Consider the following 14,016-nt stretch of genomic DNA (forward strand, 5'->3'; position numbering starts at 1 on the left):
ATTAACTGACAGATGAAATATAGCTATGTACTGGCCGCAGGGCTAATGATGATGGCCTGCAACAACAGCGGGCCCAAAGAAGACAATAATATGGTACGCCTCATTACCCTGGCGCCGGGTCACTTTCATGCCGCCCTGGTGCAAAAGTCTATGTACCCGGAACTGGACAGTGTGGTGAAAGTTTTTGCCCCGGAAGGGCCGGAGCTGAAAGCACACCTCAGCCTCATAGAACAATACAACACCCGCCCGGAAAATCCCACGCACTGGAAAGAAGAAGTATATACGGGTACCGATTTCCTGCAAAAAATGACCGCTGAGCCAAAAGGCGCGGTGGTAGTGCTGGCTGGCAACAACCAGCAGAAAACAGCCTACATCAGTGCCGCGGTAGATGCCGGCATGAATGTGCTGGCAGACAAACCCATGGTGATTTCCGAAGAAGGGTTCAAAAAACTGGAACAGATCTTCCCCGCTGCGGCGGGGAAAAAGGTGCTGGTATATGATATCATGACCGAACGCTCAGAGATCACCAATGTGCTGCAGAAAGAACTGCTCCATCAGCCTTCCGTGTTCGGGGAGCTGGAGAAAGGCACGGCAGACAAACCCGCGGTGGAAATAGAAAGCATCCACCACTTTTACAAATCCGTTTCTGGCAAAACCCTGCAGCGCCCGTCCTGGTTCTTTGATCCATCACAACAGGGAGATGCCATTGTAGACGTCAATACGCACCTGGTAGACCTGGCCCAGTGGATCTGTTTTGATACGGCCATAATTGACTACCACCAAGACGTTCAGATCTCCAAAGGCGAAAAATGGCGCACGCCCCTGAGCCTCTCCCAGTTTTCCGCCATCACCGGAGAAAAGACCTTCCCTGCGTTCCTCCAGGGTTTTGTAAAGCAGGATACCATACTGGACGTACCTGCCAACGGCACCATCTACTATTCCCTGAAAGGGGTACACATCCGCGCCACCGCATTGTGGAACTACGAGGCGCCCGCCGGTGGAGGAGACAGCCACTACGCTATTATGCGCGGTACCAAGGCCAACCTGGTCATCAACCAGGGCAAGGAAGAAAATTGGAAACCGGAGCTGTACATTGAACCGCTGCAAAAAGACACCGCCTACGCTCAAAACCTGCAGGCCGTTATCCAACAGCTGGCCGCCAAATACCCCGGTATCAGCCTGGAGAACAAGGGCAACCGCTGGAAGGTGGTGATCCCCGACAACCTGAAAACCGGCCATGAGGCGCATTTTGCGGAAGTAATGCAGCGTTACCTGCAGTTCCTGAAAGAAGGTAAAGTGCCGGAGTGGGAAGTGAAGAACATGCTGGCCAAATATTATATCACTACAGCAGGCCTGGCCGTTGCCAAAGAAAAATAAACACATGAACGCATTTAGTTTAAAAGGAAGTTTGGCCCTTGTAACGGGTGGCGGCTCCGGCATAGGGCTGGCCATAGCACGGTCTTTCATTGAAGCCGGCGCAAAAGTGGTAATTGCGGGCCGCCGCGAAGCAGTACTGCAGGCCGCAGTAGCAGAGCTGGGAGAGAACGCCACTTACAAGGTGTGCGACCTGTCTGTTCTGTCTGGCCTGGGGGCTTTTATTGAGAACATAGAACAGGAATTTGGGCCTATAGACATACTGGTGAACAACGCCGGCATCAACCTGAAAAAGCCGGCGCTGGAAGTAAGCGACGCAGAGTTTGAGAACATTCTGCAGGTAAACCTGCAGGCCGTATTTGCCCTCAGCCGCGAAGCGGTGGCAAAAATGTCTCCACGGGGTAAGGGCAGCATACTGCTTATCAGCTCCATGGCCTCACAATACGGCATTCCCAAGGTGGTAGCTTACACGGCCGCAAAATCCGGCGTGGAAGGCATCACCAAGGCGCTGGCGGTAGAATGGTCACCCATGGGCATCCGCATCAATTGCATAGCGCCTGGTTTTATAGAAACAGATATGTCTGCCAAAGCGCTGAACAACGACCCGGAAAGAAAGAACAGGGTACTGTCACGCACGCCCATGCAGCACCTGGGCAAGCCGGAAGACGTGGGCCTGGCCGCCGTTTTCCTCAGCTCGCAGGCTGCCAAATATATTACAGGCGTTGTGCTGCCGGTAGACGGTGGCAATGCCATTGGTTTTTAATGAACACGTAAAATCGTATTCCACATGAATAAGAAAAACACTGGTACGGAATCTTCCCGCAGGAAATTCCTGAAAAACTCCATCAAAGGCGCCGTAGGTTCGCTGGCGTTGGTAAATATCCCTACAATTGTGCCGGCGCATGTGCTGAAAGGCCCCATGGCCCCCAGCAACCGCATCAACGTAGGCGCCATCGGCAATGGCCGTATTTCACGCGAGCATGACATGCCGGGCGTATGGAAGCATGATAACGCCCGTATTATGGCGGTATGCGACCTGGACAAAAACCGCCTGCAGTCCGCACAAAAACTGGTGCAGGACTATTACGCCAAAAAGAACCAGAAGCAGGACGTAAAAACGTATGAAAACTACGAAGAGCTGCTGGGCAATAAAGATATTGATGCCGTGATCATCAGCACGCCAGATCACTGGCATGTGCTGCCCGCAGTAACCGCTGTAAGGGCCGGTAAAGACGTATACATGCAGAAACCCGCCTCGCTGACTATTGCAGAAGGGCGTTTTCTCAGCAACGAAGTACATAAAACCGGCCGCATTTTGCAGATAGGCAGCCAGCAGCGCTCCCAGCCACAGTTTAAAAGGGCCTGCGAGCTGGTGCGTAACGGGCGCATTGGCAAGCTGCACACCATCTACGTGGGCCTGCCTGTGGATGATCCCTCTCAGAGCACGGTGGAAAAAGAAATGCCGGTACCCCCGGGACTGAATTACGAAAAATGGCTGGGCGAAACGCCGTACGTACCGTACACGCTCAAGCGCGTGCATCCCACCAACGATTTTTCGCGGCCGGGGTGGCTGCGCTGCGAGCAGTTTGGCGCAGGCATGATCACCGGCTGGGGCGCTCACCACTTTGACATTGTAAACTGGGGAATGGGCACGGAATACACTGGCCCCATTGAAATAACCGCCAGCGCGGAATTTCCGCCGGCAGGCAGCCTGTGGGACGTACATGGGCCCTTCAAGTCAGAGAACATTTATGCCAATGGCGTGAAAGTACTGGCCAGCAACGCCTATCCCAACGGGGTAAAATTTGTGGGCTCGGAAGGCTGGATATTCGTATCAAGGGGCAATTATTCTGCTACCGCCAACGATCCTACCGCCAAGGCAAAAAATTCAAAAGCGCTGGATGCCAGCGATCCGAAAATTCTGAGTTCCGTAATCGGGGAAAACGAGATACACCTGATAGACAGTAAAGATCATCATGGCAACTGGCTGGAATCTATCATTTCCCGCAAGCCGCCCATTGCGCCTATTGAAGTGGGGCACCGTGCCTGTTCTGTATGCCTGCTCAACCACGCCGGCATGAAACTGAAACGCAAACTTTATTGGGACCCGGTGAAAGAATTGTTTAAGAACGATGACGAGGCGAATGCCTTGCTCACGCGGCCGCAACGCTGGCCTTATGTGTTGGCATAACCACTGTAGTAATAAAGAAATGAGATTCAACAAGGGCGTATCATTCCGGTACGCCCTTTATTTTTAAGGTTCCGCCAGTATCAGCCTGATCTCGTTGTTCCTGTTCATGTCTGTATGCAGACCCAGCGTTTTTGTTTTGCCGCCGTAGCGGATGCGCAACTCCGCGGTGTTAGGCGGTATGCTGCCCAGGTTGTCTGCCATGAACAGCAACGAATTTTCTCCCGGCCGCAGTCTCACCGCTATTGTCTGCAGCCTTTTTTTTACCGCAAAGCCGGTGGCGATCCACTCCCCGTTGAGACGCAGGGAAATACTGTCTCCGTCTTCCATCTGCCCGTCCCACAGCTCCAGCGTCACATCTGCCGTATCTACAGGAATAGTGGCCACGGGGGTTGTGCTCCTTCCTTCCGCCCGTTCTGTGAGTGGCCGGTTGTTGCCAGGGGTGGGTTGATAAAACATATCTGCTATCAGGAAGGTGGCGTAGGCATTGGCGCGGTGGCGAAAGTCAAAACTGTATTCCTTCCCGTCTATCTGCATGTAAAGATTGCCGGTATTGGGCGGCAGGCCGCCGTAGTTATCTGCAAAAAACGCCAGCACATTGCGGCCGGAATCCAGTTGCAGGGTTTGCCGGCGATTGCTGTCATTGATTTCCGCCCTGCTGAAAATGGGCCGCCCGTTCTGCAGCAGCGTCACCGTGTCACGGTCATATTTTTCCTGGTCTTCTACCTGCAATTGCACGGTACCGTTATGGGCTGTAATGCAGTCGTAAATGCCGTAGTAAATACTGTCTTTGTCCGCATCCGGTTTTACGATACGCCGGGTATGCGCATGCGTCCAGGGCGTGTTGTTGATTTTTTTGAAGCTGATAGAATCGCGGTAGAGAAAATTGCGCAGCATAACTTTGGTATTCACCCAAAGGTCCCCATCATCATACAGGCCGCGCATAAAAATGCCGAAGCGGTCTATCCACATCCTGTTCAGCGTTAGCTGGCCGTTGTTGTAGCGCAGGGTACCATTGAGGTACCACATCCAGATGCCCAGTTTGAACGGCGTTTCCTCTATGGGATATTTTCCCCGGCCTATGCCCAGTTCCATATCATCCTTTTTTGCCAGCAGCACTTCATATACGCCTGAAAACCGGCCATACTGCAGCCTCATCTGCGCGGGGTACAGCAATCCCTGCTCCGGCGCGCCTATTTGCAGCTCCAGCACTATTGCGGGGATGTGCGGCCAGGGTTTGCTGTACATTTGCCAGGTGCCGGTCCATCTATCGGTTTGGGCAACAGCCGCCGGCAACATACCGGCCAGAAAAATGAGGGTGATAAGCAGTTTCCGCATCAATACTGTAAAATAAAGATTTAATTTCGATAGCTCAGTTATGACAGCCAGAGAGATCCTGCAATACCGGCTTTGCCACCAGTACATCACTGCGTCTCCCGCCAAAACGCCCGCGGAAGTGGTGACGCAATTGTGTGCCATACAGGCGCAAGACTTTGCCGGCGCCAAGTGGTCTATTGGTTTACGCGCGCCCGGCCTTACAGACGCAGCGGTAGAAGAAGCCATTGCCGATAAAACCATTATTCGCCTTTCCAGCCTGCGGGGTACCATTCATTTTTTGGCGGCGGAAGATGTAAGGTGGGTCGGCGAACTGATAAAGCCCCGCATGGTTGCTGCTTCCGGCTCTTTTTACAACAGCATCGGGCTAAGCGAACCCATGTTTTCAAAAAGCCATGCTGTTATCCGCAAAACCCTGGAGGGCGGCAGGCAGGCCTCCCGGGATGAACTGAAGGAAGCGTTGGAGAAAAAAAAGATAGACACCAGCGGCCACCGTATGAACCACTTCATCAGCAGGGCGGGGGTAGACCTTGTGATCTGCTGCGCACCGCGGCGTGGAAAAGAATTTATTTACACGCTGCTGGATGAATGGTTGCCGCCTGCAGCAGCTAAACAGACCGGGCAAGATGGGCTGGCCCGCCTGGCATGGCGTTATTTCACCGGGCATGGCCCCGCCACCGCGCAGGATTTTGCATGGTGGAGCGGGTTTACGCTCACTGCGGTGAAAGCCGCCATACAATCCCTCGGCCAAAGCCTGCAAAAAATTACATTTGGCGGCCAGGAATACTGGATGGTACCTGCCAGTGCCCAAGCCCCTTCCGCCAACCAACTGTTCCTGTTACCAGGGTTTGATGAATATTACATCGGGTATAGTGACAGGGGCCTGCTGTCTGATGAGGCTACGCTCAAAAAACTGATACCCCCAAATGGCATATTGCAACCTACCATTGTTGCCAACGGCCGGATAGCAGGCACGTGGAAAAGGACGATGAAAAAAAACACCCTGCAACTGGAAGCCAGCTTTTTCTCTCCGTTTAGCGACCCGCGCAAAAAGGCAATGGTAAAGCGTTCTGCGGAGTTTGGGGCATTTATGGGCATGCCGGTGGAATGGATATAATTTTTATATTTTTGATTTCATGACCAAAAATCCGCTTCCGCAACATGTTTCCACAGCATGGCGCCTGAAAGCCATTTTTACAGGTTCTATCGGCAACCTGGTGGAGTGGTACGACTGGTATGCCTATTCTGCCTTTGCCCTGTATTTTGCACCCGTATTTTTCCCGGAAAGCAACAGCACCGTACAATTGCTGAACACCGCGGCCATTTTTGCCGTAGGTTTCCTGATGCGGCCCATCGGGGGCTGGTTGTTCGGCAGCATAGCAGACAAACGGGGGAGAAAGGCCGCCATGACATTGTCTGTACTCCTGATGTCTCTCGGCTCCATGATCATTGCCTGTACCCCAGCATATGCCTCCATTGGCATGATGGCGCCCGTATTCCTTTTGCTGGCCAGGCTGCTGCAAGGCCTGAGCGTAGGAGGGGAGTACGGCACTTCCGCTACGTATCTCAGTGAGGTGGCCACCGCAGGAAGACGCGGTTTTTTTTCCAGCTTTCAATATGTGACCATGATAGGCGGTCAGCTACTCGCGCTGGGCATTCAGCTTTCCCTGCAAAAGATCTTTCTGACCCCGGAACAGTTAAGCGAGTGGGGCTGGCGCATCCCGTTTGTGATTGGCGCTATGCTGGCGCTGGTAGCGCTTTACCTCCGCAGCAACATGCATGAATCAGCTACGCTGGGTGGGAAAAAGGATGAACGCGGCTCTGTGATGGTACTGGTAAAAAAATATCCGCGGGCGGTGCTTACCGTGGTAGGCCTCACCTTGGGCGGCACCATCGCTTTTTACACCTATACCACCTACATGCAGAAATTTCTGGTGAACACGGTAAAACTCTCCAAAGAAGATGCTACTGTTATCACCTTTTTTCTCATGCTGATCTATGCCGGTATGCAGCCATTGTTCGGCTGGCTGTCTGATAAAATAAGCCGCAAGCCGTTGCTCATCTGGTTCGGGGTAATGGGCACCCTGTTCACTGTTCCCATCCTGACCGCTATTAGCCATGCCGCTTCCCTGTGGGCCGCATTCTTCCTGATACTTTGCGCCCTGGTGATCGTAAGCGGGTACACGGCCATTAATGCAGTGGTAAAAGCCGAACTGTTTCCCGCTGAAGTGCGGGCGCTTGGCGTTGGCCTGCCGTATGCCTTAACCGTAGCGCTTTTTGGCGGCACGGCAGAATACCTGGCGTTATATTTCAAAAATGCAGGGCACGAGCCTTATTACTACTGGTATGTAACCGGCTGCATTTTTATTTCCCTGCTGGTATACGTATTTGCCAAAGACAGTAGCGCCTATTCATATATAGACAAAGAACAATCATAAAGCCATTCATATGCCTCCCTTCCGCGGAATGCCCTACCACTATCCTCCCGCCTTCTGTTACCCGCTTACAGAAGTATGCATGTATGTGCTATTTGCCCTGTGCTGCATACATGCCTGGAAAAAAGGGCCGGGCAGCGTGGCTTACCTTTTGGGAGGGCTTGGTTTCGGGCTGTTGCTGGAATACGTGAACGTAACCACCAGCGCGGGTTATGTGTATGGAAAATTTTGGGTCATGTTAGGCCATGCACCCAATGATATTCCATTGTGCATTGGCATGGGCTGGGCGGTGATCATGTACACCGCGCGGCTGGTAACGGATGCATTTAATCTGCCCATCTGGGCCGCGGCGGCCATAGATACCCTGCTGGCCATCAATATAGACCTGAGCATGGATGTGGTGGCCTACCGCCTGCACATGTGGCACTGGGACTGGGAAAACCGGGCGGGCATTGAGTTTTCGCTTACCGGACAATGGTTTGGGGTACCCTACGGCAATTTTTACGGCTGGCTGCTGGTAGTATTCTATTACTCGGCCTTTGCCCGCTGGCTGGAAAAAACTTCATTGCGCCGATTTTATGCATGGCGTATTTCAACACCATTATTATCCATCCTGCTTTCGCAAGTGGCTTTGTATATTTCATTGTTCCCGCTGTCTGACTGGCTCCGGCAGTTTGGCGTTACCAGCGCCCACCGTTTTGTGGCCCTGCTGATAATTTTCAGTGTTATGGCCGTGGCCGGCTTCCGCAAACGCCAGGTTGCCGCTCATGTTCGCCTGCCATTGGTAACCTGGCTGGTACCCGCCTGGTTCCATGTATATTTCACCTGCTGGTTTTTTGGCGCCGGGTTTTACAGGGAAAACGGGTGGATGACTTTCTGGAGTATCACCAGTTTTGGAGCGGGCGTACTGGTACATTGGCTGCTGTACCGGTATCTGCATCAAAAAAAGAGCGCGCTGGCAGCGTGAGCATTATTTCAGTATTTTTGTATACTATGTATTTATACATCAAGGCGCTGCATATCATTTTTGTAGTTACCTGGTTTGCCGGGTTGTTTTATATAGTGCGCCTTTTTATATACTATACGGAAGCGCAGGAAAAAGAGGAGCCGGCTCGCAGTATTCTGCAGGAGCAGTTCCGCATCATGATAAAACGTTTATGGTTCGGCATTACATGGCCTTCTGCAGTGCTCACCTTTATTTTCGGGCCCTGGATGATATTTTTGCTGGGTGGTATCCCTGGCTGGTTATGGGTAAAACTTGCTTTTGTACTAGGCCTCTATGTCTATCATTTTCTTTTGCACGGCATCTATAAAGGGCTGATGAACGGGCGTTTTAAATACAGCTCTACGCAACTGCGCATCTGGAATGAAGTTGCCACCATCTTTCTGGTGGCCATCGTATTCCTGGTTATTCTGAAAAGCCTGCTGAGTACGCTGTGGGCATTGGTTGGACTGGTGGTTTTTACGGTCTGCCTCCTGGTAGCCATACGGATGTACAAGTCTATCCGTGAAAAAAAGTGATCCTTATTTCTTTTGTCCAACAGTAACCTGCAGTGATACACCAGCGGAATGCAACTTCACGCCACCTGCTCCAACCCCGCTCAACGGCACTTTCACAAATGGTTGCAAGCCCCAGCTGATCCTTCCACGGGTTTCCCTTTCATAATTCACGCCCAGGTTCAATACAGAAAAATAATGGTGATTGCTGTTATTATATTCCCGTGTGTACTTGCCACCTGAATAATTGTAGTACTCGTATTTTTCCTTCAGCATGAAATAAGATGACGCACCGGCCATTGCGCTCCAGCGGGCTTTTGGGCGGTGCAGGAAGGTATAATGCAGGTTCAGCGGCACGTCCAGCACATTACAGTCTGCCTCAATTTTTTTATAGTTGGTAGGGTAGTTGCTGGTGTAGTCTCTATCTTCCGCGCCATACAGTTTTTTGGTGTAAGACGCACCCGTGCTCAGGTAAAAGCTGTTGCTGATATGATATTTAATGAGCAGGCCGCCGCCAAACCCGATGCGCCCGTATTTGAGAGAAGGAACTGAATTATAGTCCGCGCTCAGGGTAATGCCTCCTTCAAAGCCGCGTTTGCGGGTCTTTTGCGCGGGTTTTACCGGCAATTTATCCTCAACCATGGCTGATTTAGCCGTATCAGGCGTGTTAGTGAGTGATTGGGTTTCTTGCGGCGGAGCAGGCAGTACATTTGCAGTAACTGGTTTATCTCCGGTGGCTGAGGCGTTAGTAGCTGTTTGCGGGTCAGCAGCTGGCTTATTCACATTTCGGTTAGTGTCATCGCTGTTTATAGCAAGGTTTTGACGGTTAACATCTACAGGTCTGTCTGTTTTATTGCTACTTGTATTGTTACCAGGAACCTTGAATACCGACCTGCCCGTATTGCTCTTGGCTGTATTACCAGCTGATGCAGATTTGTCCACAACAGGCATGTTGATGTCCGTATTTCTTCCACTGGCCGCATTTTCATTATTGACAGGTTTTTCTGCAACATTCCGTGAAATACTATCAGTAACGGTTATACGGTTTTGCAGTTCGTTGTTTATACCTGGTTGATGCCTGGAAAGCCACCACCAACCGCCGGTACCCAGTAGAAGGAGCAGTCCCAGACCTCCGGCCCACCACCAGAAAGCCGGGTGGCGGCGGTCTGCATCGTCCAGCCGCTTTTTCATCTGGTCCCAGGCAGCGGGATCAAATGCAGCTTCTGCCTCTTGCAGTTTTTTACGGATGCTATTTTCAAACTGTTCGCTCATTTTCTGATGCTTGCGCCAATTTTGTCGGCGTCTTTGTTTAGGGATGTTAATTCTTCTATCTTCTCTTTCAAAATTCTTTTTGCTTTAAACAAATTGGATTTTGAAGTGCCTTCTGAAATACCCAGCATAGCAGCAATTTCCTGGTGCTGAAAACCTTCCATTACGTACAGGTTAAAAACAGTTTTGTAAGCAGGTGGCAGGTTTTGCACCAGAAGGAGTATTTCATCATAGGATAACTTGTCCAGGGCTTTGTCATCAGTAACTCCCAGATCATAGGCCTGGGAAATGTCTTCGGCAAACGAAATTTTTTTCCGGCTTCGTAAATGGTCAATAGCGGTATTGGCCATTATTTTGCTGAGCCAACTTTTGAACGGCCGGGAGGTATCGTAAGAATTGATGTGGTTAAAAATTTTCAGGAAGCCATCGTTCAAGATCTCAATCGCTTCACTCTTATTGCTCGCATAACGCAAACAGATGGCCATGGCATATCCGAAGAACTGCCGGTAAAGTGCTTCCTGGCTACCGCGCTTCCATTGCCGGCAACCTTCAATAATGTCTGATATGTCGTGCACTCTGTTTTAGTTACGATCCTGACTCGGCACAAAACAAAATGTTCCACGTGGAATATTCTGCTTTGCTAAAAGTTACTCTTCTTTTTTGATGTGGCCCTTCTTTTTCTTTTTCTCCACATTTGTACGTGTCAACAGTAATACCGGTTGCCTTTCTATATTTTTTAGGCTAAAAAATGATGTTTTTTGCGGTTGTATCCGAAAATCGCATTCTAAGGGCCTTTTTTCGTCACAAAGGTGATTTTGATACCATGTATTGCAACAGGGAGAGATCGTTGAAATTTGAGGATGTGTTTTTAAGGGTCATTATGGGCTGATTTTCAATGTTTTATTGATTTTATGCATTTCCTGCAGGAAATGCATAAAAAAAGAGATGCCTTTTTGTTGCATCTCTTTTTTTGCTGATTCTTTTGCAAAATTAACGACCCATAAAAACCATCAGGATCTGCACGTCACTCGGATTTACTCCGCTGATACGGCTGGCCTGTCCTAAAGTACGTGGTTTTATTTTTATGAACTTTTGTCTTGCTTCGTTAGAGAGTGATACCAGTTTTGAATAGTCGAATGTTTCCGGTATTACCAGGTTTTCCAGTTGGCTCATTCGTTGCACCAGTTCATTTTCCTTTTCAATGTATACATCATATTTCACCTGTATCTCTACTTGCTCCATTACTTCGCGGCTATAATCATTGAGTGCTTTTTCAACTTTCGGCAAGCTGTTTTTCATGGAAATAATATCCAGTCCCGGGCGGAGCAATACCTGGTGGGCACGTTGTTTTTGCGTGAGCGGGGCCGAGCCGTTGGCTTCCAACCAAGCGTTGGCTTCCTCCGGTTCCAGTGCCAACTCCTTCAATATGCCTTTTACCTTTTCCACACCGGCAATTTTTGAGCGTGTTCTCTCCATTCTTTCTTCCGAGGCCAGGCCCAGGCCATAGCTTTTTTCGGTAAGGCGGAGGTCCGCATTGTCTTGCCGCAGCAGTGTACGGAACTCCGCACGGGAAGTAAACATGCGGTAAGGTTCATCAGTACCTTTGTTGATCAGGTCATCTATCAGTACGCCAATGTACGCTTCACTGCGTTTGAGTACCAGCGGTCCCTGCTCCGTTACCTTGAGGTGGGCGTTGATGCCGGCCATCAATCCCTGGCAGGCAGCTTCTTCGTAGCCGGTAGTGCCGTTAATTTGCCCCGCGAAGAACAGGTTTTCCACCTGTTTTGTTTCCAGGGAAAACTTTAGTTGCGTAGGGGGGAAGTAGTCATACTCTATGGCATACCCCGGCCGGAACATCCTTGCATTCTCAAAACCGGGCACCATGCGCAGCGCTTTTTGCTGAACATCTTCCGGCAGGGAGGTAGAAAAACCGTTCACATAGATCTCCACTGTATTAAAACCTTCCGGTTCTACAAACAACTGGTGGCGTTCTCTTTCGGCAAAACGGTTGATTTTATCTTCAATGCTGGGGCAATAGCGGGGTCCAACACCCTGTATTCTGCCCTGGAACATGGGGGACCGGTCAAAACCGGTGCGCAAAACATCATGAACGGCTTCACTGGTATACGTGATCCAGCAGCTCCGTTGTTGCTCAGGGCGGATCTTTTCTACGTCCATGTAAGAAAAGCCGGTCATTTCTTCATCTCCTTTCTGCTCCTCCATTTTGGAATAGTCGAGACTGCGGCCATCTATACGGGGAGGAGTACCTGTTTTAAGCCTGTCACTTTCAAAACCAAGGGTTACCAATTGCTCTGTGATACCGGTAGCGGCTTTTTCCGCTACACGGCCACCGCCAAATTGTTTATCCCCGATATGGATTACCCCGTTCAGGAACGTGCCATTGGTAAGTACTACTGCTTTTGCCTCTATATGGTGCCCAAGACCGGTGATCACACCATAGCACCGGCCGTTTTTTACGAGGAGGCCCTTCACCATATCCTGATAAAAATCTACTCCCGGTGTATTCTCCAGCGCTTCCCTCCATTTGGCGGCAAATAACATGCGGTCACTCTGGGCTCTGGGGCTCCACATGGCGGGACCCTTGCTCCGGTTCAACATTCTGAACTGGATCATGGACTGGTCTGTAACAATACCAGAATATCCTCCCAATGCATCTATTTCACGTACAATTTGCCCTTTTGCAATGCCCCCCATGGCGGGGTTACAGCTCATTTGGGCAATTGTTTGCATATTCATAGTCACCAGCAACACACGGGACCCCATGTTGGCGGCAGCAGCGGCAGCCTCACAACCGGCATGTCCGGCACCGACAATAATAGCATCGTAAGAAGGAAACATACTTGATTTTTGAAAGTGCAAAGTTAAGTATAAAACGTGGATGGGAGGGAGGGATTTTGAAGTAACAGTGTACCTCCCATCCAGAATGTTCCACGTGGAACATTGCTTATTTCCCCGGGAATTTAAGTACGAGAAAACATGGCCGTATAAGGTCTATTCAATCCAGATTAGTTTAAAACCGTATCGTTCTTAGCCTTTTTCTGTATACAGACTAAGTAAAGCGCCGGCTATCATCATTGATGTCCGTGGGCTTCTATCAAAACCTGGCTTCAATTGGCGGCATCCCTATACACCTTGGGAAGTTTCAGGTAGATAGCCCCCGTTTGAAATCCGTATATTGACTTGGATACCTTACTTGAAATGGAATTGAATACCTTATTGAGATGCTACAGCCACTGAAATAGGTTCAGCATCTTTACTCCAGACACATTGGCTCATGTAATCGCCAGCTTTAAAAGCGGGCAACAAAAGTCTTCTCTTTTAAATTTCTAACAACGTATAAAAAACGAGCAATTATAGAGACTGTACAAGTTGTAAACAGTCCAGAAACTGACAACAGGCTGCTCAAACCACCACTTATACAGAGGGATATTCCTTATCCTTAAGCAAATAACAAGCAGCAGGTCATGTATGCTACTATCAAAATGGCCGGTGGTCACATCAAATGTCATAGTGTATCTCTCTCAGAAAAATGCTACGTCGCTTCTTAAAATCCTCAAATAAAAAGTAGAATATTTCTAAGGTTCCATGGAGTATACATCAATAAATTTCTCAACAAGAAAATAGTCATAAAAATATCCGCTCCTTTTCGTTCAGATGTACCTATCCACCTTAAACCATGTATTAGCCAAGGCAACCAACCTTTCGTTTGTCAACAATCATGATTTGATGGATTTGAAGAAGAAGTCGGGGATCAATTTTTTTCTTGAGGCACAGTCAAATCTATGTATTAAATAGGGGAGACCCTATACTGCTATTATCTTCAAACCCCTCCATGAGAGACCGGCAGATAATACAATTGAATGTAAACCCATTTACCTACCGGTTCTTTTAAATGGG

General features: G+C 49.8%; 11 protein-coding genes. 7 read left to right on the forward strand and 4 right to left on the reverse strand.

Features of this window, described 5'->3' with window-relative positions:
* The first annotated feature begins 12 nt into the window (after window positions 1-12).
* From D3A97_RS07455 to D3A97_RS07465, 3 genes are read left to right on the forward strand one after another with little or no spacing between them, the layout of a single operon-like run.
* Window positions 13-1,377 (forward strand): putative oxidoreductase C-terminal domain-containing protein, encoded by a 1,365-nt coding sequence (locus D3A97_RS07455; protein WP_119077750.1) that lies wholly within the window; start codon window positions 13-15, stop codon window positions 1,375-1,377.
* A 4-nt stretch (window positions 1,378-1,381) separates the two neighbouring features.
* Window positions 1,382-2,137, forward strand: a complete 756-nt coding sequence (locus D3A97_RS07460; RefSeq protein WP_119077751.1) for an SDR family NAD(P)-dependent oxidoreductase — start codon at window positions 1,382-1,384, stop codon at window positions 2,135-2,137.
* Between the two features lie 24 nt (window positions 2,138-2,161).
* Window positions 2,162-3,565 (forward strand): Gfo/Idh/MocA family protein, encoded by a 1,404-nt coding sequence (locus tag D3A97_RS07465; protein WP_119077752.1) that lies wholly within the window; start codon window positions 2,162-2,164, stop codon window positions 3,563-3,565.
* A 63-nt stretch (window positions 3,566-3,628) separates the two neighbouring features.
* Here D3A97_RS07465 and D3A97_RS07470 read toward each other — a convergent pair whose 3' ends face one another.
* Window positions 3,629-4,900, reverse strand: coding sequence for a hypothetical protein (locus D3A97_RS07470; RefSeq protein ID WP_119077753.1), 1,272 nt, complete (start codon window positions 4,898-4,900; stop codon window positions 3,629-3,631).
* A gap of 40 nt (window positions 4,901-4,940) precedes the next feature.
* On the opposite strand from D3A97_RS07470, the gene D3A97_RS07475 reads away from it, so the two are divergent.
* The 4 genes from D3A97_RS07475 to D3A97_RS07490 are packed head-to-tail and all read left to right on the forward strand — an operon-like array spanning window position 4,941 to window position 8,853.
* A complete protein-coding gene (locus D3A97_RS07475) occupies window positions 4,941-6,014 on the forward strand; it encodes a winged helix DNA-binding domain-containing protein (RefSeq protein WP_119077754.1) in 1,074 nt (357 codons plus the stop codon).
* 19 nt (window positions 6,015-6,033) lie between these two features.
* Window positions 6,034-7,335, forward strand: coding sequence for an MFS transporter (locus D3A97_RS07480; protein ID WP_119077755.1), 1,302 nt, complete (start codon window positions 6,034-6,036; stop codon window positions 7,333-7,335).
* 10 nt (window positions 7,336-7,345) lie between these two features.
* Window positions 7,346-8,299: a carotenoid biosynthesis protein gene (locus tag D3A97_RS07485; protein WP_119077756.1), complete on the forward strand. Its 954-nt coding sequence runs from the start codon at window positions 7,346-7,348 to the stop codon at window positions 8,297-8,299.
* A 26-nt stretch (window positions 8,300-8,325) separates the two neighbouring features.
* Window positions 8,326-8,853, forward strand: a complete 528-nt coding sequence (locus D3A97_RS07490; protein ID WP_119077757.1) for a CopD family protein — start codon at window positions 8,326-8,328, stop codon at window positions 8,851-8,853.
* 3 nt (window positions 8,854-8,856) lie between these two features.
* Here D3A97_RS07490 and D3A97_RS07495 read toward each other — a convergent pair whose 3' ends face one another.
* The 3 genes from D3A97_RS07495 to mnmG all read right to left on the reverse strand — a co-directional run bounded on the left by D3A97_RS07495 (window position 8,857) and on the right by mnmG (window position 12,957).
* Complete coding sequence (locus D3A97_RS07495) at window positions 8,857-10,101, reverse strand: porin family protein (protein WP_119077758.1); 1,245 nt, start codon at window positions 10,099-10,101, stop codon at window positions 8,857-8,859.
* Entirely contained in the window at window positions 10,098-10,673 is a 576-nt protein-coding gene (locus tag D3A97_RS07500) for an RNA polymerase sigma factor (RefSeq protein WP_119077759.1), read from the reverse strand. The genes D3A97_RS07495 and D3A97_RS07500 overlap by 4 nt, the downstream gene beginning before the upstream one ends.
* Window positions 10,674-11,088: 415 nt before the next feature.
* Complete coding sequence (gene mnmG / locus D3A97_RS07505; RefSeq protein WP_119077760.1) at window positions 11,089-12,957, reverse strand: tRNA uridine-5-carboxymethylaminomethyl(34) synthesis enzyme MnmG; 1,869 nt, start codon at window positions 12,955-12,957, stop codon at window positions 11,089-11,091.
* Window positions 12,958-14,016 lie beyond the last annotated feature (1,059 nt).

The sequence above is a fragment of the Chitinophaga alhagiae genome (genome assembly GCF_003568665.1).
GTDB classification, from domain to species: Bacteria; Bacteroidota; Bacteroidia; order Chitinophagales; family Chitinophagaceae; genus Chitinophaga; species Chitinophaga alhagiae.